This window comes from Nostoc sp. CHAB 5715, from assembly GCF_020829685.1.
GTDB lineage: Bacteria > Cyanobacteriota > Cyanobacteriia > Cyanobacteriales > Nostocaceae > Nostoc.
The window spans coordinates 1-18,054 of record NZ_JAIVFR010000016.1; the positions used below are offsets into that span (position 1 = coordinate 1).

Here is an 18,054-nt window from a genome sequence, read left to right on the forward strand (position 1 = left end):
GATTCCATGAGCAAAGGCATACTGAGATTTTTAATCAAACTTGCACGATAATGTTCTCGGTGCAAATCAATTTTCTCAGTGGCTATAGAACCCACTTCTGGGGCGATCAAACTGGGAGATAATGAAATCCCTAAACGAAAAAATTTTTGCAGTTGGGCTAAAGGTGCAGCATTCTCAGTGACCACTACCAGTAAGTGACCAGGAAGTGAGTTGAGCAAACGCTGTATTAGGAGTTTAGCTTCCGGTTCCTCTGCACCATTGGCAACTAACCAAGCTATGGCAGCGTTATTTATTTGTTGCACAAGTAATGAGTCGGCAACCAAAGACAGTGCTTGTTCAGCTTGAGTGTCAGTTAATTTACCTGTGCTGAAAGTTTTTAGTAACCCTTGCAGTTGCGGATCTTGGAGGGTGAGTTTACCCACTTTCTCCTTCAGGATGTGTCGTGAGATGGGTATATTTGCCCGATCTAGCCACGGTCTTTGCAGGGTTGCTTCCTGCTCTATAATTGCTTGCAAAGCTTGGAGATAGCCAATTTGAAACGCTAGCCATGTGCCTTCGTTACGTTTTAACGGTTTTTTTTGGCTGAGGCTACGCAACAGGTTTTCTGTCAACTGGGAAATGAAATTGATTTCTTCCCAAACAATAGCTAAGGGCAGTTCTAAAACCTCTACTAAGCTACAGATATCAAAAGGCATGAGGCTTTTGACTTCCATATCCTGAACAATCCGATAGGCAATACCTGCCAATTGTCCCGCCGAAAATCCTTTGATTTGATTGATTGCGATATAGCGTTCTGCTAACCAGTGCCGAATACTCAGGTTCATTTAATTACACAATGACGGCTGCATAAGGCAATTATGATCGATTTATCAGTTTGCGAAAACAGGTAACAATGGGGAAGACAAAGTTTTGTATCAAAGTTGTTTTCTGATTGGTAAAAAGTAGTGCTTGTGTAACTGAGTAGACTATGAGCGATCGCCCGATAAAATTATTGTTAATCGACCAAGACCCAATTTTTCGTCTGGGATTACGAGTAGCTCTGGAAGCAATTCCTAACCTAGAAATAACAGGAGTGGTAGAAACTGATACTACTGCCTTGCAGATTTTAGCAGAAATTGCCCAAGAAGACCCGAATCAGGTAAATTTGGTAGTTTTGGAATTCGGTAATGGTCGCTCTACCACCAGTCAACAGCTAGGTTTACAATTCTGTCGGCAACTCAGAGCCTTATATCCCAACCTGCCAATTTTGCTTCTAAGTTCTGTTCAAGAACAAGGACTGCTATTGGCTGCAAAATCTGTTGGTATTAATGGCTACTGCCCCAAAGGTACACCACTTCCTGAGTTAGTCGCCGCCATGCAAGAAGTTGCAAATGGTGGTGACTATTGGTTTTGGGACACGCGACCAATAATAACTCCTAACTCCTCACTCCCTAGTACAGACGCGATTAATCGCGTCTCTCCTCCCCACTCCCCACTCCCCACTCCCCACTCCCCACTCCCTTTATATAGACTCCGAAATAATTTACGTTTGTCAGGAATTGCTCACATTGAAGCTACCCTAGCCGCAGTAACAGCACAATTACAAGTTCCCGGACTACCAGTATTAGATCGAGCAATTCTAGCTGGACAACGGCGAGAACTGCTAGCGGCTCGTTGGTTGCTAAATCGATTGTTGGTTTCATCACAAGAAAAGCAAGAGTTCTATATTCCTGTTGCTGATGAACCGCCTCTGGCTGCTTCGTTGAGTAGTGCCATTCAACAAAGGCAAACTGTGTCACCTTTACTTAGTCCGGGAACACTACAATCTGCATTATTTGCATCTTGTGTTAACAAACTTCAATTTCCTTTACGAAATGTCACAGATATACCTTTAGAAATTGACATATTTCGTGAAGATAAAAAACGGGAATTACTTTATCTTATCCTGCAAAAACTGGCTGAACAGTTGGATGAATTGCGTACTTCTCAAATAGAGATAAATCAATTATATGAAGTAAAGTTTAGCTTATTACGCGAGTTATGGCAAGCAGCAATAACGGATTTTTTTGGCAAATTTTCTCGGATAAGATTAGGGAATCAAAACATAGAAATTGTTAATTATTTATTACCAAGCATAGAAGTTGTGCAAAGAGATATTCTTAATAGAATTCCGCTAGTTTGTGAGTTGTATTCCTATCTAATGTTTCAAACAGAATTGAATATTGATAATACCTCCTATCCAGTAGTCAGTGGGGAAGCCAAGTCCCAAGCATTAATGATTTTAGAGAACTTATTGATTCAGGTAGCAAATGGGGTAGTGCAACCACTGTTAAATTCTTTAGCGGATGTAGAGGCGATTAAGCAAAACTTTTATGGACAGCAATTGATTTCCACAAGAGAGATTGAACGATTTAGAAATGATTTGTCGTGGAAATATAGATTAAAAAATTATATAAATGAGCCAAAAGCCGTTTTTGAAAGTCGCTATGAACTATTTGTAATTGCGCCTCGTGGTATTGCCAATACTTCAGTTTATGCTCCTCGGAATCAGGAGTTAGTAAAACTTTCTAATATTCCTTTAGTAGTGACATTGCTTTTAGAATTTAGTGATGCGATCGCACCGCGTTTAAAATCACTATTAGCTTTTGTAGGTAGCGGTATAGTTTTCATACTCACCCAAATAATTGGTAGAGGTTTAGGTTTAATCGGTCGTGGTATTCTTCAAGGTATTGGTAGTGCTTCGTTAGTAGAAAAAAACTTGAGACGAAATAGCGATCGATCGAAGTGAAGAGGCAGGGGAGCAGGGGGCAGGAGGCAGGGGGAGATGAGGGAGATGAGGGAGATGAGGGAGATGAGGGAGCAGGGGAAGAAGAATTATTGATGAATGACAAATGACAAATGACAAATGACAAATGACAAATGACAAATGACAAATGACAAATGACAAATGACAAATGACAAATGATTTTATCGGGGTAGCAATTTCTTATGTTTATGCTATTGGTCTGCTTGTGATTGGCGAGGGACTGCGTAAGCTGTTTGGTGTAAAGCCGGATTTTACCCGCAAGGTGATCCATATTGGTGCAGGGATGTGGGTTTTTGGTGTCCTGCTACTATTTAACCACTGGGAAATCGGAATTATACCTTTTGCTAGCTTTATCGGACTCAACTACCTGTTTTACCGCTACCGAATCATCGGCGCAATGGATACCCAGGATAGCTCACCTGGTACGGTTTATTTCGCTATCTCAGTGACGCTGCTTTTCGGGCTACTATGGCGACCAGACGGGCCAGTAGATAGCGCCCCAATTGCTGTAGCTGGGATAATGGCGATGACCTGGGGTGATGCACTAGCAGCATTAATCGGTAGACGCTTCGGGCAGCATAAATACCAAGTGGGAAATTCTGCGCGTTCTTGGGAAGGTTCAGCAGCAATGTTTGTAGCGAGTACAGTGGCGATTTTCTTGGTGCTATTGCTGCTACCTGGTTCCTCCCTGAGTCCCCTAGCAAAACCTTTTAGTTTGGCATGGGCCTTATTGACAGCGGTAATAACTGCTACTTTCGCCACCCTAGCAGAGGCAGTCTCACCCCACGGCACAGATAACCTCAGCGTGCCTCTAGTAGCGGCGGGAGTAGTTTGGATAGTAATGCAGGGATTTTAAACCAACTTCCGAGTTCAAAGGCTCAACGTTCGAGTTCAGAGGCTCAACGTTCGAGTTCAGAGGCTCAACGTTCGAGTTAAAAGGCTCAACTTCCGAGTTAAAAGGCTCAACGTCCGAGTTCAGAGGCTCAACGTCCGAGTTCAGAGGCTCAACGTCCGAGTTCAGAGGCTCAACGTCCGAGTTCAGAGGCTCAACTTTCGAGTTAAAAGGCTCAACTTTCGAGTTAAAAGGCTCAACTCCAAACTTCTAACTCCCTACTCCCCACTCAGGGCTATTTCGTTCTAGACATAAACCGCCCAGAACTAAAGTTCCTCTCTTATAGCCCAAGTCCACTAAAGTGGACTAAAAGCCTTTCTTAGTCGTCTTTAGACGACTTTTGCTATTAGCCTCAGAATTTATTCTGAGGCGGACTAGATGAGAATGAAATAGCTCTGACTCCCCACTCACAAATTCCAATTGCGGCGGAAATGGAAGAAGCCTTCTAAAAACTCTTGCAAAGCAATATTGCTATTTAACCTTTGCTTACTCCACTCTCTTGCAGCTTGTTCTAGAATTTCTGAAAAACTCGGATAGACGGGAGATAAATTTGCTAAATCTTTGACTTTAATTTTTTGGGACATTGCCAAGGCAATCAAATTAATCAACTCTCCAGCTTCTGCCCCCAATATCGAAGCTCCCAAAATTTCGCCGTTGTTTAGCACAATTAATTTACACATACCAGTGGTTTCGTCCCGAAGTTGGGCTGCTGCCACTGTTTTAAAATATTGTCGCAAAATTAAAACTTCATCTCGACCAAATTGGCGTTTTGCCTGCGCCTCTGTTAAACCTACTTGCGCCACCATCGGCACAGAAAAGATTGCCCAAGGAATGAAGCGATAATCTACTCGTAACCTGGGGAAAAAGAGGGCATTGTTCAGGGCAATTTTTGCTTCATAATTAGCGATATTGGCAAAGTCGTAACCACCAATTACATCACCACAGGCATAAATGCGGTGGTTAGTCGTTTGCAGTTTATCATTCACTACCAAGCTACGCCGATGCCATTTTACATTTACTGTTGCCAAATTTAGAGATTCAAGATTCGGCTGTTGTCCAGTCGCCACTAAAATCTCATCAGTTTCAATAGCTTTATCTCCTGCTTGAATCCACTTTTTATCCTCAATTAGCCTTACCTGAGTTACTGATCTTTCGGTGAGGACGCACACACCTTCGACTTCCAACTGTGCCTGAAGCAATATGGCTATCTCAGGGTCAATATTGGGTAGAACATAAGGGTGCTTGACTACCAACGTCACACTGCAACCAAACCGCGCTAAAGTTTGAGCAATTTCAATGCTTTGGGGAATTCCGCCGATAATTACCCAATTTTGGGGTAATGTCCCTCGCTGTAAGGATTGCCAAATATTAGATAAAGTTAGGTAGCCAGTGGCTTGCAATCCTTCAATATCTGGAATTTCTGGACGCGAACCACTAGCTAGCAAATAGGTACGGGCGCGTAATAGGCGATTGTTAACGGCAAAAGCCAGTTGGGGTGAAGATTGAAATTGACCATTGCCAACGATAATATCTACCCCCGACGCGGCTAGGATGGCGGGAGAATGCTGTTCTTTGAGATTTGAGGCGACGCATTGAGCATACAGCATAGCTTCTTGCCATGCCATAGATATGTGGCATTCTTCTGAGGTATCAGTGTGTGTGGCATGAATACCAAAACTAGCGGCATCATTCAACTTCTGCGCCAGTTTACCGATTTCGGTAAGAGCATGATGATGAGTAAACCCGTAGTCTACTTTAGGTTCCACCAGGGCAACTGTAGCACGTAGTTGGGTTGCAGCAAGAGCAGCATAGTATGCAGCAAGACTGCCGCCAATAATTACAACATCGTAGTCAATTGTCATTTGTCATTTGTCATTTGTCATTTGTCATTTGTCATTGGGAAAGAGGAGGCAGTTCTTGCTGTCTTGCTGAAGTTCTAAAATGTTTGAATTTTGAATTTTGAATTGATTTCTCCCCCTGCCTCCCCTACTCCCCATTCCCCACTCCCTACTCCCCACTCAGCGCTGTTAGTAAGCGTTGGTTATCAGACTCTTCACGTACAGCAACCCGGAAAAAGCGATCGCCTAGTTCTTTAAAACTAAGGCAATCGCGGATTAAAATCTGGTGATGCTTGAGTAATTGTTGCTGTAACTGCGAAGTAGACTGTTGAGACTCAACCAGTAAAAAGTTAGCAGCACTTACTTGGGGTTGCAATCCTGGTATTTCAGCCAAACCCTGAAAGAGTTGGTTTCGTGCAGATGGTAGCCATGCCCAGGTTTGCTGCTGAAACTCCGTATCCTGGAGTGCCGCAATTGCCGCCGCCGCTGCTAGGGTGTTTACGGGCCAAGGGTCACGCCACAGCTGCCATTTAGCTAGGCAATCGGGGTGTGCGATCGCATATCCTAATCGCAGTCCAGGAAGGCTGTAAAATTTAGTCAGCGATCGCAATATTACTAAATTCCTATATTCCTGTACCACTGGAATCAGGCTTTGTTCCTCATTAGGCGGCACAAAATCCATAAATGCTTCATCCACCACAACCAAAGCAAATTGCTCCAGGTAAGGCAAAATAGAGTCCCGCGAAAATAGTTTTCCGGTTGGGTTGTGGGGATTATTCAGCAATAGCCCTTTGTCCTTTGTCAATGACAAATGACCAATGACCAATGACCAATGACCAGTGACCAATGACAAAGGACACTCCAGCACTTTAGCGTTGTACGACTTCAGGGTTCGGTAGTAGTCGCCAAAGGCTGGAGTGATTAAAATTGTCGCGGCTAATTGGGCTAATTCCCTACCTATGAGAGTGAGTAATTCTGCGGAGCCGTTACCCGGCAGAATCCACTCAGGGGCTAATTGATGAAAGTGACTGAGAGCTAGTCTCAGTTCACTATAGTTTGGGTCTGGATAGTGCTTAAGATTACCGATTTGGGACAGTATAGCAGCGATCGCGCTATTTGGAGGCCCCAACGGGCTGATGCTAGCAGAAAAATCCAGAATAGCATCAGGGGGACAGCCAGCCAGTGCTGCTGCCCAGGCTAAATTTCCCCCGTGTGCAGGTTGCCGCATTAAAAAAGGGTTCCCGAAGACAGAACCTATGCTTTTGGGGGTGCTACCTTTTCTCTAAACAGTTTTCCTGCCGAGAAGGCAGGAACCCTCGTCGCTGGAATTTCCATTTTTTCATTTGTTTTCGGGTTGCGACCTTCGCGGGCTTTACGTTCCCGTGATTCAAATGAGCCAAACCCTACCAACGTTACCTTATCACCAGAGGAAACCGCTTCAATAATAGTTTCCAAAGCGGCAGTTAAGACTGCATCCGCTTGTTTCTTGGTAACACTAGCCTTTTCAGCTACGGCATCAACTAATTCACCTTTGTTCATGTCAAACTCCTGAAGGTTTACTTGAGATTCTTTACGGATGCACCCTGATGCATCTGTACTGAAATCTTTGTTTGCGAAAATACAAAAATCATCCTTTGGGAGTAGCTTGACTCAAAACGGCTGTACATCCCATCGGCTCGACTTTTCAATGAATCATTCTAAGGTGTTGTAGCCTGATGTGGATAGATGAAACCATTAATTTATATAGATTTCAGGATTTTTTGTAATTTTAGGGTACTTGTTTCACTAAAAACCACCCCAAAAATAGGAAATAATACCTAGTAAAAACCGCGTAGGCGCAGCCCGCCGCAGGCATCGCTAAGAAAACAGGGGAGTGGAGAGGTGGGAGATGGTTAGTATTTGTTGGGATTAATTTCCGATGGTGAAGAGTTATTGCTGAGATTAATTAATATTTATGAAAAATAGTTTGTAGTAAGCACTTTAGTGCTTAAAAAATAAGGACTTCAGTCCTTACTACGAACTTGCTTACCCATCAATCCAGATATTGATACAGTCAATCAAGGAAAGTCTGTACGCCGCGCTGCAAATAAGCTGTTCCACATTGAAATTGCATAATTAGGGCGGGCAAGATGCCCACCCCACAAGAGTTATATAAATTTTAGATATGCAAACTAGATGTGGTTTAGCTTAACAGACAGGCTTGGATGTCTTCTAAAGACCTCTTGCATAAATAAAAAATAAAGAACCCCACCCCGCATTTGAGTAAAGCAAACGCTCCCTCCCCGCTCTTCGAGAGGGGTTGGGAGTGGGGTGTTAGGGACTTTTGCAAGAGGTCTTAATTCTAAATCAGGAAAATCCTCTAAAATTTCGGCTGAACTCACATTTTCAGCCAGCATCTCTAAAATATCACTTACACGGATTCGCATTCCTCTAATACAGGGGCGACCTCCGCATTGCCCAGGATTTTTGGTAATTCGACTCATTAGGCTAGCTTGAGTCATAATTTTACTGTTTCTCACCAAAAATTTTTTGTTGCACCCAAGTCCGAAAAGCACGGGTAGTAGCAATTTCCCCATTCTTCTTCGCTTCTTGGATAAATTGAGAAATCTCCTTCACTAACACAGGCGCAAAAGTAGGGCTGGTTTCGACTTCTGAGTATTGTCCACCTGCAAGCGTGTAGATTCGCAACACACTGCCGTTATAACGCCAAAATTCCGGGACTCCCATCGCAGCATAAAGCCTCAGCTTGTCTATTGCAGACCTGGAATATTCCACCTCTAGCACCAGATCAGGGGGTGGGTCGGTGGCGATGTTAATATTTTTTTTATCTCGAACTAATGCTTCATTTTGAATGTAGTAGCTACTATCTGGCTCGGCTCCCTTCTCTAAATCGTCTCGCGTTAAAGTTAACGAACCAGCGCGTTTAATTTCCCAGCCCAACTCTTCGCACAGGACAACAACAAAACCTTCAATTACACGGTTTGAGTTCTCGTGTGGCATTTGTGGGGTCATAATTTCTATCGTTCCATTGTCATAAGCAAATCGGGAATTACGTTCTGAACCCATTTCAGCCAGCATGGTTTTAAATGTTTGCCAACTGATGTTATGGAGTAAAACCCTATTTTCTGCGGATGTTGTTATTGCCACCATAGTTTAGTTCTCCGCAACAAACTTTTTCCAGTACTGTACCCTTTAATATTACTGTTAAGGCTGAACGTAAGAAAGCGATATGATCGAAACGACTAATAGGGGTGATAGATTATGACTCAAGCCATACCAAAACTAGTAACCTTTGAAGATTTTGCAGCGTGGCGACCCGAAGGTGGAAGATATGAATTACATGATGGAGTGATTGTTGAAATGGCACAACCAGTAGGAAACCATGAGGATATTGTTGGTTTTGTAGCGAGAAAACTAACACTAGAATTTGACCGATTAAATTTACCTTATACAATCCCCAAAACTGCGCTCATTAAACCAACTAATTCGGAATCTGCCTATTCTCCAGATGTGCTATTACTGAATCGCCCTAATTTAGTGAATGAGCCGCTATGGAAAAAAGAATCAACTGTAAGCCTTGCAGCATCAATTCCCTTAGTAGTTGAGGTAGTGAGTACCAACTGGGATGATGACTACTACACAAAACAGGGTAAGTATGAGGGTATTGGAATTCCTGAATACTGGGTTGTAGATTATCTCGGTCTAGGCGCTAAAAAGTTCACTGGCAACCCCAAACAGCCTACTATATCTATTTATCAATTAATCGATGGTGAATACCAGGTTACTCAATTTAGAGGCAGCGATGCCTGCGGCGGTAAACAACGCATCGTCTCGCCTACTTTCCCGGAATTGAATTTAACAGCCGAACAGATTTTTCAAGCTGGAGGTCTACCAACGTAGACACAAACCCATTTGCTGTTTTATACTACTAAAAAAATGTCAGTTAAAGAGGTGTGAATATGAAAATAAAAGAACAACTTCTCGAAGAAATTGAATCAGCACCAGATGCACTTTTGACTGAAACACTTAATTTTTTACGTTTTTTGAAAACAAAGCAAACCCAAGTGCAACCAACACAACATCAAGTAGAATTTGCTAGTCATACTACTGTTAATTCCACAGGAAGCTCACTTTTAGAACATCTGAAAACTATAGGTACTTGGGAAGGTGATGACTTAGAGGAGTGTCTGAAGCTAGTAATTGCTAGCCGTGGTCAAGCAGAGTTTAATGAAGATAATCCTTTTGAATAATGTACCTAATCGATACAAATCACTGTAGTCTAGCTATTTTAGGTAACATCAATATATTAAGTCACCTTGCTGAGGTTGAAAACAGTCTAGTTTCAACTTGTGTCATTGTACAGGGAGAATTAATAGATATGGCAACACGTTCTCAAAGGCAACAAAGTAATTTAGTATTAGTACAAAATTTTATTAGAGGTATTTATATTTACAATATTGATCGGCAAACTGCTAATACTTATGGTCAACTCAAAGCTGCTTTATTTAATCAATTTGCACCAAAAGAAAAAAGTAAACGCAGAAAAACTAAAATAACTGATTTAGGTTTTGGTGAAAATGACTTGTGGATTGCTTCTATCGCTCTACAACAAAATCTCACCATTGTCTCAGCCGATAGCGACTTTGAGCGTATTCAACAAGTCAGAACATTATCTGTTGAATCTTGGCTGACAATCTGAAAACTCATATTTTTTCAAATCTTTTTATAGTATATGAGAACTGAGATTCACACACCGAACCTTTTACCAAATTCGTTGTATGTTGAGTACAAAACCAGGTAAAATATTTTCCCCAGAAATAGTTTGAGGAAATTTTAAAACTTCCACATCTTGTCCTGGACGATAAATTTCTACTTCCTGTTTTTTTCGGTTGATCAACCAACCTAGACGACAACCATTTTCGATATACTCTTGCATCTTGTTCTGAGTTTTTTTCAAGCTATCATTAGGCGAAAGTATTTCGATAACAAAATCAGGACATAAAGGAATAAATTTTTCTTTTTGTTCTTTAGTCAAAATATCCCAACGAGATTTTTCCACCCAAGAAACATCTGGAGAACGGTCAGCCCCTGAAGGTAAAGTAAATCCAGTTGATGAATCAAAAACTTCGCCCAATTGATTTTGGTCGTTCCAGAACCATATTTGAGCGTTAATAGTAGAATTACTTTTTCCTGTTTCTCCTCCCGTAGGTGGCATTATAATCAACTCTCCTTGGGCATTGCGTTCTAATTTTAAATCGGGGTTTTCTTCACACAATTGATAAAATTGCTCTCTTGTCAGTTTAATTACAGAATTGAGGTTTAATGTAAGTGCTGTCATAAGAGTATTTCCCTTTTTGTTAGCTGACTGGCTACAAACCTTCTGTTAAAGTTTTTTAATGAAAATTATAAATAACAAAGACCCAATAAATCGTCGTCTTCATATTACATCTAGATTACTTCTCACATTTCTCATAGTAATTCAATCAAAAATAGAAACTACATTAATACTAGTTACTCGATGCATGGGCTTTGTTCTTTTCTCAGTTGTGACTAATTCCTCTGCACCAACTGACAACGCCGCAGCTACATGAAGCGCGTCCATAGCTGCTAAACCATACTGAGAAGCAATTTGGTAAGCCTTTTGAACAATACGAGTCAAATCACTCGCCCAGTAGGTAACATCACTAAAAAATTCTTCATAGAATTGAGCTTCTTCGGTTTGCTTGTTAAAAACCGCTTTTGGACTGACCTCCAATTTGACAAACTCACTACAAGCAAATTCCCGTTGGGAATCTCCTAATATTTCAAGGGCTTTCTCGGCAATTCTACCAACACCATCTGTTGCGCTGAGTAACACCCCTGAATCAATATAAGTTATTTTCATTCTTCTCTATCCTGTAACCCACCTCTCCGACTGGCGAGTTCTTTTTCTATTTCATCTTCATCTAATAAATCTTTACCAGAAGCAATAATTCTAGTGCGAATTTGCTGCAAACGTTCTCTCAATGGGATTTTATTTGCAGACTTTTTTAAACCAAGAAATTCAACAAAATCTAAAACTTCCTCTTGTTTGTCTTGTGGAAGAGAACGCCACTTTGTTAATAACTCTTGTTCTGAACTCATTAGTATTTACCCACTACTGTTACTTCTATTGTGATTGGGTATTTTTATTGTAGAATCACATTTAAACTTAATCCTACTCGTGAACAAGAAGATCCCCGACTTCTTTAATAAGTCGAGGATCTAAGCCTTTGCTAAAGATGACTCACCTATCCATTATCTTTATTACCTGCCAGGAACCTTTAACCCTTGACGCTCAAGGATTTGTCGCACTTGTGGGCTGGGGGTGTAATTATAGCCGTAGGAGGAGTTCTCTGTATCATCCATAATTTGAGGTGTGAGTAATACAATTACCTCATTACGCTGGTTCTGTCTGTTTGTACTTCTAAATAGCGAACCAATCAGTGGAAGATCACCTAAAATAGGAATCTTAGAGACAGTTGTCCGGTCTGCGTCTTGAATGATGCCTGAAAGAATTAGTGTTTGACCATCTCTCAAGCGAATCGAGCCAGAATTAAGAGAGCGCTCAGATACCAAGAATATTTGTTGGCTACCGCCTCCTCCAACGTTGATAGTAGCTGGAGCTTGGGGTGCTTTGACAACGGGGGCTACCGATAGAGAGACAAAACCATTGTCGTCAATTCGTTCAACTTTAACAGCTAGGGTTAAACCTACTCGGTCTTTTTCCGCAGAAATCGTTTCTGTAGCAAGATTCGCGTCACGAACTATTTCCCTTACAATGTTACCTACCACTTCCTGAGTCAGGTTGACATTAGCGGTTTGACCTTCTTGGACAATTAAGGTCGGGTCAGTCAAAATCTTGGCGTTGCCATTTTGTACTTGAGCCTGCAAGCTAGCCAGAAGACGTCTAGGGAACTGGAACAGAGATGGTAGAGCAGATGTTGCTGTTCCCAAAACTCCTGGTGTGAACGTAGTAACTCTACTGGCTGGAGTACCAGCAGTAGCAGGAACCGCAGGAACAAGCACATTACCTTGTGCATCAAGAACAGCAGGAACAGCAGGAGTGCCAGGAACGGCAGGAACATCTGTAATAGTGGTTACATTTGGTGTTCCTTGGGTAATGTTAGTAATACCCCCTTGAAATGGATCCCCTGAAACCCCCGCTCGAGAGTTAAAGAATGATTGAGCTTGTCCTGGTACATTGTTTGTTAACTGCCCATTCACAATTGTTCTGTCGCCTATTCCAGTTCCTGGAATAGGAGCGGTGGGGTTATTTAAATCCAGGAAAGTATTATTACCACTATAAGGATTAGCAGTAACAGGTGTACCACCGCTTATATTGGTTCTCGCTTCAACACTAGTAGCTGGTCTGGAACCACCAAAATTTAGAGATGCTGCACCGCCATCATTAGTAAAGTAGTTATTGCCAACCCCAAAGGAAAAGCTGGTGTTGTAGTCCTGGGTGTTCAAGAGGTTAACATCGATAATCTTGACGTTGACTACCACTTGACGACGGCGGATATCAAGCTGAGTTAGTTGAGCCATTGCCATCTCAACTAGCCGAGGAGGGCCAATCAAGGTTAGAGAATTAGTACGCTCATCCCCTAATGCCTGTAAACCTCTAAGTAAAGGGTTAGAGTCTTTAAAATCAACTCGTTGAGTTTCAACTCTGGTTTCTGTGGTCGTCTGAGTTTGGGTGACAGGTGCGACTCCAGTACCCACGGGTACGGCATTAACACTAGTAACTTGTCGTTCGCGGCTGACGGCACTTTCTGCTCCTAAGCCAACTAAAAAGTTTAGAGCGACTCCCACCGTTACCTGATTGAGTCGCAGGCTACGCATAATCATGTCACGGGTGGAATTAGGTAGTTTAGGCCCAACAAAAATTGTGCGATTACTGCGGTTAGCTTCTAGACCACTCAAGCGCAGGACATAGTTAAACACATCTTGCACAGGCTCGTTTTCTATATCTAGGGAGATTGTTTGAGAGGTTGCTTGTGTATTAGCAGCGCCACCTTGTTGATCTCCAGCAGCTTGCTGACCTCCGATATAAGCCAGGTTCAAATTAGCAGCACGGGCAAGTAGTGACAAAACCTCACGCACAGGCGCATCTCGCAGCACTAAACGGGGTACACGTTCCTGAGTTCCTAAGTCAATGCTGCTAGGAGAAGCATCAGTATTAGAAATAGCAATATCTCCCACCGGTGGGGCGACGGCTCTAGGTAAGAAAGGTGGAGCCTGACTGATAGGTTGACCTGGCCTAGCAGCTTGTGCAGGTTGTCCGTCAATGGTGACTTCCGGGTTGGGAACGAGAACATCTGGCTTTTGACCAGGTTGGGCTGGAGTAGTAGCAGTCGGTGCTGTCGATGTTGGCGTTGTTGGCGTTGGTGCTGATGCTATGGTTCCTGCCGATGGGCTAAAGCTGAGTGTAATTCCATTTGGCGATCGCACCACGGGTTGACTATTAGGCGTATTGTTGCTGCCCGTTACCGTCACCCGGATGCTATTGGCATCAAGCTGATTAACCTCGACAGATGCAATTCCTGGTGCTGGGCTATCTTGACGAAAGCTATTACCTTGTGGTAATCGTAATTGAGTATTGATAATATCTGCGACTAAAGCCTTGCCTCTTTTTGTAGTGAAAACTTGGGGGCGCGACCCGGAAGAAGTTTTCAAAGCAACACTAATTCCACCATTAACTGGATTTAACTGTACATTAGTAATTTGAGTAATTTGTGCCCAAACTGGTTGAGTTGCCAAAAATACAAAAGCGGCAGTACCTAATATAAAACTATTACCGTGAAGCTGTTTCACAGTTCATTCCTCACCTAATAAAACCTTGTTTACAAACAATTCTGAGAAGTTGAGAAAAAGTAGTTAAGAGTTAGGAGTGAATAGTTAGGAATGATAACTCTACTCCTAACAGACGCGATTAATCGCGTCTCTACTCCTAACAGACGCGATTAATCGCGTCTCTACTTTTTCGGGGCAGCTTTAGCTGCTGCGGCTGCGGCTATTTCTTCTGGACTAAGTGGCATCAATACCTGTAACTGGAATGATGTATTAATCGCTGCTGGCCCTACCTGCACCGGTGTTTTATCCAATTCGGATTTTGACTCTACTGGAGCCAAAGTTGCTTGATAATCTTTAACTATTAACAAAGGCTGTAAACGCTCAATGTTACGAATTATCGATTGTGTTTGCTCATAAGTTCCTGTAATTTCGGCATTGATACTGCTGCGTTGCAGCTTACCGTCAACCTGTAGTCCTAGAGTTCCATCAGTAACTGGTTCTGGTTTTTGGGAAACTGGCACAAATTTCTTCAGTTTGGCTCTCACTACATTCATAGAAGTTGGAGTATTGCCAGACTCTATTAAGCGATTCATATCCAACAGCAATGTATCTAAGCTTTTTTCGTTAGCGAATAAATCTAAAACCTGAACTTTTTGCTGTTTTGCCTGTGCTAGCTCGTCTTTAACTTTGCCAATCTGTTTGATACTGGCTTTTTTTTGCTCAATTTGCGCTTGCAGTTCAGAGCTTTTGGCTTGCTGCTGCTGATAGCTTTCCCAAGCTGGCATCAGCAGGTTTAAAAATATATAACCTGCTCCTGCTAAACCAATTACCCCCACTATGATGCCAATAATTTTTGGCGTGAACGCAATACCAAATAGCATGGGGGATGCTGGCGTTGCCTGATCGAATTCCCCACTTTGTTCGCCAAAATTTAAATCATCACTCAGCGTCATTTTGAAATGACTCCTGTTTGTTGCATACTACGAATTCGAGTCACTAACCCCACTGTGCCTTTTTTTTCCAATTCCCGGATTAATTCCGAAGCTGGAACATCGTTCATACTCGATTGAATAGTGTATTCAACTACTTGTGGCAACTTAATTATTACACCATTAGCAGGTTGACCCACGCCTGGTGGTAAGGGAGCATCTACTAACGTTGCCGTCACAATTCTGCTTTCTGTAGACTTCAAGAATTGAGACTGTTGTAGACTCAATAAAAAATCATTGACATCGTTAAAAGACCGAGCCAATCCGATAATTTCTAACCCTCCAGCAGGATTGCTTGCTGGCTTCCCTTCCGCTGCCGGAATGGGTGGGGTTTGCCTGATGGTCTTAATTTGCACTGCTGCTGGAATGCGATCGCGCAAATCTTGCAGCATTGCTGACCAAGGTCGAATTTGGTCAAATACAGTAACTAAAGCTTGGGTTTCCCCTTTAATTGCCTTCGTCTCGTCTTTGATTTTATTGATATTTCCTATTTCTGTATCTAACCTCTTGCTTTCTTGGTCTAGTTGTGCAATTTGACCATCTAATTCAACAATCTTCCCTTGCAAAAACCACCAACCAATTCCCAATAAAGCTGGAATACTTACACCTATTGCAACTCCCACATACAGTAGTGTCAAATCTCCCGTAGGAAACTTTAGGGATATTCCCTTGTTTCTCTCAGGCTTTTTCTGGTATTGTGGACGATCTTTAAGAAAGTTAACATCTAGGCTGTACATTTTGTTACACCTCCCGCATTCCTAGACCAAGTACGATCGCCAAGCCAGAGCGCTGCACCTGTGGATATTTCTCAGCGGCAACTTCCAAGGATAAAGCCCCGATTGGATCTATTTGGGTAGTTGGCAAGCTCAATCGTTGGGTAAAAAATTCATCTAGCTGTTGGAGTCCACCTCCTGGCCCAGCTAATATAATCTGCGCTACCTCCAAATTTTCACTTTGATTGAGGTAAAAATCGATGGAACGGCGCAGTTCATCTGTTAGTTCTCCCAATACTCTCAATATGGCTGCCATACCAGGATTGATTTCAGTAACCCCAGTTTTACTGCCGTCTAGAGAAGTTTGAGGAATAACCATTCCGTGTAACAGTTCCATATCTCGTGATGCGGGTAAGCTCATTGCCTTTGCTAAGGCAGTTTGCATTTGATAAGTCCCGATTGGGACTGTGCGCGAAAATTGCGGCACTCCGTTAACGATGATGGCGATTTCTGTACTGTCGAACTCTATATCAACTAGTACTGCTGCTTCTTGCGGCCCAAATTGTCGCAGTTGATCGCGAATAGTCCGAATCAGAGCAAAACTGTTAATTTCTAAAATATCGATTTGTAATCCTGCCTGCTCGAAGGTACTTATATAGGTATCAGTTATCTCCTTACGAGTGGCAACCAAAAGCACCTCTACCTTTTCTATGCCATCCTCATCCATCTTGTACCCAAGTTTCTGATAATCTACATCAGCCTCTTCACGAGGATAGGGTAAATACAAACCTGCTTCATGGTTGAGAACCATTTCTCGCAGTTCTTTATCATCTAACTCTGCTGGCACTGGTATGATCCGAACGATGGAATCTCGCCCTGGTACACCAGTGGCAACGCGAGAAGTTTTGATTTTGCTCTCAGTTAGCGCCTGCTGGATTAATTGCGCCATTGCTGCGGGGTCGGTGATTTGACCATCGGTAACTACGCCTTCTGGAACTGCTACCGACGTAAAGGTTTCTAGCTTCAAGCCTTGACCCTGCTTGCGTAGCTGAACTACATTCACCCGTTCGGGAGCAAGTTCAATGCCGACCCCTTTTTTTGATTTGCCAAACAGACTTTTGAAGCTTTTTACCACATTTGTGCCCGATGGACTGCTAAATTGAATTGGGCATTGGGCATTGGGCATCCCTTCGGCTTCGCTCAGGGCAAGTGGGCATTGGGCATTAGGATTGGGTATTAAGAAAACTTTTCTCTAGTCCCCAGTCCCTAGTCCGTAGTCCCTAGTCCCCAGTCCCTAGTCCCCTCTATTACTGGTAGCCTATAATTTCGACAATTCTGATCTAAGTTTTTCACACTGAGCAAGCGTAAAAATACTGGGAAAATGATTCAATTGCGAAAATTTAAACAACTTGTTGCTTTTACACTACTTGGCTTATTAACCAGTTGGATTGTAAGTTGCAGCACAAGTAATGTTGGTACAGGTACAAAACAGGCTACTTTAGGAGCGGCAACTATTGAGTTTTGGACGATGCAACTCCAACCTCAATTTACCGACTACTTCAAAAGCCTAATTGCGAATTTTGAATCGCAAAATCCAGGTATAAAGATTAACTGGGTTGATGTACCTTGGGCGGCGATGGAGAACAAAATTTTAACAGCTGTCTCAGCAAAAACGCCACCTGATATAGTTAACCTGAATCCGGGTTTTGCTTCCCAACTTGCCGGACGAAATGCCTGGTTAGATTTAGATGCGAAAGTCCCAAACGCTGTACGTTCCTCCTATCTACCGAATATCTGGGAATCTTGTACGCTTAATGGCAAGAGTTTTGGGATTCCCTGGTATCTCACCACACGGCTAACCATTTATAACACTGATTTATTAAAACAGGCAGGTATCAATAAATCGCCTGCAACTTACGCAGAATTGGCACAAGCAGCGCAACAAATTAAAGATAAAACTGGCAAATATGCCTTTTTTGTGACTTTCGTACCGCAAGATTCTGGTGAAGTGCTGGAATCTTTT

The 18,054-nt window shown here is 42.6% G+C and carries 17 protein-coding genes and 2 pseudogenes; 6 read left to right on the forward strand and 13 right to left on the reverse strand.

Going from position 1 to position 18,054, the window contains the following annotated elements:
- Positions 1-824: pseudogene (locus LC574_RS01855) on the reverse strand (hypothetical protein); the annotation flags it as partial.
- A gap of 143 nt (positions 825-967) precedes the next feature.
- Here LC574_RS01855 and LC574_RS01860 point away from each other — a divergent pair.
- Complete coding sequence (locus tag LC574_RS01860) at positions 968-2,767, forward strand: DUF3685 domain-containing protein (RefSeq protein ID WP_229451237.1); 1,800 nt, start codon at positions 968-970, stop codon at positions 2,765-2,767.
- A 166-nt stretch (positions 2,768-2,933) separates the two neighbouring features.
- The gene (locus tag LC574_RS01865; RefSeq protein ID WP_229451238.1) at positions 2,934-3,641 is read left to right on the forward strand and encodes a diacylglycerol/polyprenol kinase family protein; all 708 of its coding nucleotides are present in this window, start codon (positions 2,934-2,936) and stop codon (positions 3,639-3,641) included.
- A gap of 443 nt (positions 3,642-4,084) precedes the next feature.
- Here LC574_RS01865 and LC574_RS01870 read toward each other — a convergent pair whose 3' ends face one another.
- The 5 genes and pseudogenes from LC574_RS01870 to LC574_RS01890 all read right to left on the reverse strand — a co-directional run bounded on the left by LC574_RS01870 (position 4,085) and on the right by LC574_RS01890 (position 8,665).
- The gene (locus LC574_RS01870) at positions 4,085-5,539 is read right to left on the reverse strand and encodes an NAD(P)/FAD-dependent oxidoreductase (RefSeq protein ID WP_229451239.1); all 1,455 of its coding nucleotides are present in this window, start codon (positions 5,537-5,539) and stop codon (positions 4,085-4,087) included.
- Positions 5,540-5,684: 145 nt separating this feature from the next.
- Positions 5,685-6,743, reverse strand: a complete 1,059-nt coding sequence (gene cobD / locus LC574_RS01875; protein ID WP_229451240.1) for a threonine-phosphate decarboxylase CobD — start codon at positions 6,741-6,743, stop codon at positions 5,685-5,687.
- Positions 6,744-6,769: 26 nt separating this feature from the next.
- The gene (locus LC574_RS01880) at positions 6,770-7,054 is read right to left on the reverse strand and encodes an HU family DNA-binding protein (RefSeq protein WP_010998076.1); all 285 of its coding nucleotides are present in this window, start codon (positions 7,052-7,054) and stop codon (positions 6,770-6,772) included.
- A gap of 797 nt (positions 7,055-7,851) precedes the next feature.
- Positions 7,852-8,016: pseudogene (locus LC574_RS01885) on the reverse strand (DUF433 domain-containing protein); the annotation flags it as partial.
- Positions 8,017-8,020: 4 nt separating this feature from the next.
- Positions 8,021-8,665, reverse strand: a complete 645-nt coding sequence (locus LC574_RS01890) for a Uma2 family endonuclease (protein ID WP_229451241.1) — start codon at positions 8,663-8,665, stop codon at positions 8,021-8,023.
- A 111-nt stretch (positions 8,666-8,776) separates the two neighbouring features.
- On the opposite strand from LC574_RS01890, the gene LC574_RS01895 reads away from it, so the two are divergent.
- The 3 genes from LC574_RS01895 to LC574_RS01905 are packed head-to-tail and all read left to right on the forward strand — an operon-like array spanning position 8,777 to position 10,214.
- The gene (locus LC574_RS01895) at positions 8,777-9,415 is read left to right on the forward strand and encodes a Uma2 family endonuclease (protein ID WP_229451242.1); all 639 of its coding nucleotides are present in this window, start codon (positions 8,777-8,779) and stop codon (positions 9,413-9,415) included.
- 59 nt (positions 9,416-9,474) lie between these two features.
- Positions 9,475-9,765, forward strand: a complete 291-nt coding sequence (locus LC574_RS01900; protein WP_229451243.1) for a DUF2281 domain-containing protein — start codon at positions 9,475-9,477, stop codon at positions 9,763-9,765.
- Positions 9,765-10,214 (forward strand): type II toxin-antitoxin system VapC family toxin, encoded by a 450-nt coding sequence (locus LC574_RS01905; protein WP_229451244.1) that lies wholly within the window; start codon positions 9,765-9,767, stop codon positions 10,212-10,214. Before LC574_RS01900 ends, LC574_RS01905 begins: the two co-directional genes overlap by 1 nt.
- A gap of 63 nt (positions 10,215-10,277) precedes the next feature.
- Here LC574_RS01905 and LC574_RS01910 read toward each other — a convergent pair whose 3' ends face one another.
- The 7 genes from LC574_RS01910 to pilM all read right to left on the reverse strand — a co-directional run bounded on the left by LC574_RS01910 (position 10,278) and on the right by pilM (position 17,166).
- Positions 10,278-10,853 (reverse strand): Uma2 family endonuclease, encoded by a 576-nt coding sequence (locus LC574_RS01910; protein ID WP_229451245.1) that lies wholly within the window; start codon positions 10,851-10,853, stop codon positions 10,278-10,280.
- A gap of 141 nt (positions 10,854-10,994) precedes the next feature.
- Positions 10,995-11,399 (reverse strand): PIN domain-containing protein, encoded by a 405-nt coding sequence (locus tag LC574_RS01915; RefSeq protein ID WP_229451246.1) that lies wholly within the window; start codon positions 11,397-11,399, stop codon positions 10,995-10,997.
- Positions 11,396-11,638, reverse strand: a complete 243-nt coding sequence (locus LC574_RS01920) for a DUF2281 domain-containing protein (protein WP_229451247.1) — start codon at positions 11,636-11,638, stop codon at positions 11,396-11,398. The genes LC574_RS01915 and LC574_RS01920 overlap by 4 nt, the downstream gene beginning before the upstream one ends.
- A 162-nt stretch (positions 11,639-11,800) precedes the next feature.
- Positions 11,801-14,350: a type IV pilus secretin family protein gene (locus LC574_RS01925; RefSeq protein WP_229451248.1), complete on the reverse strand. Its 2,550-nt coding sequence runs from the start codon at positions 14,348-14,350 to the stop codon at positions 11,801-11,803.
- Positions 14,351-14,511: 161 nt separating this feature from the next.
- A complete protein-coding gene (locus LC574_RS01930; RefSeq protein WP_229451249.1) occupies positions 14,512-15,282 on the reverse strand; it encodes a pilus assembly protein PilO in 771 nt (256 codons plus the stop codon).
- Positions 15,279-16,055 carry a PilN domain-containing protein gene (locus LC574_RS01935; RefSeq protein WP_229451250.1) on the reverse strand — a complete coding sequence of 259 codons (777 nt, stop codon included), beginning with the start codon at positions 16,053-16,055 and terminating at the stop codon, positions 15,279-15,281. Before LC574_RS01935 ends, LC574_RS01930 begins: the two co-directional genes overlap by 4 nt.
- 4 nt (positions 16,056-16,059) lie before the next feature.
- Complete coding sequence (pilM, locus tag LC574_RS01940; RefSeq protein ID WP_229451252.1) at positions 16,060-17,166, reverse strand: type IV pilus biogenesis protein PilM; 1,107 nt, start codon at positions 17,164-17,166, stop codon at positions 16,060-16,062.
- A gap of 246 nt (positions 17,167-17,412) precedes the next feature.
- Between pilM and LC574_RS01945 the strand changes: the two genes are divergently transcribed.
- Positions 17,413-18,054: ABC transporter substrate-binding protein (locus LC574_RS01945; protein WP_229451251.1), on the forward strand; the 642-nt coding region annotated here is incomplete at its 3' end.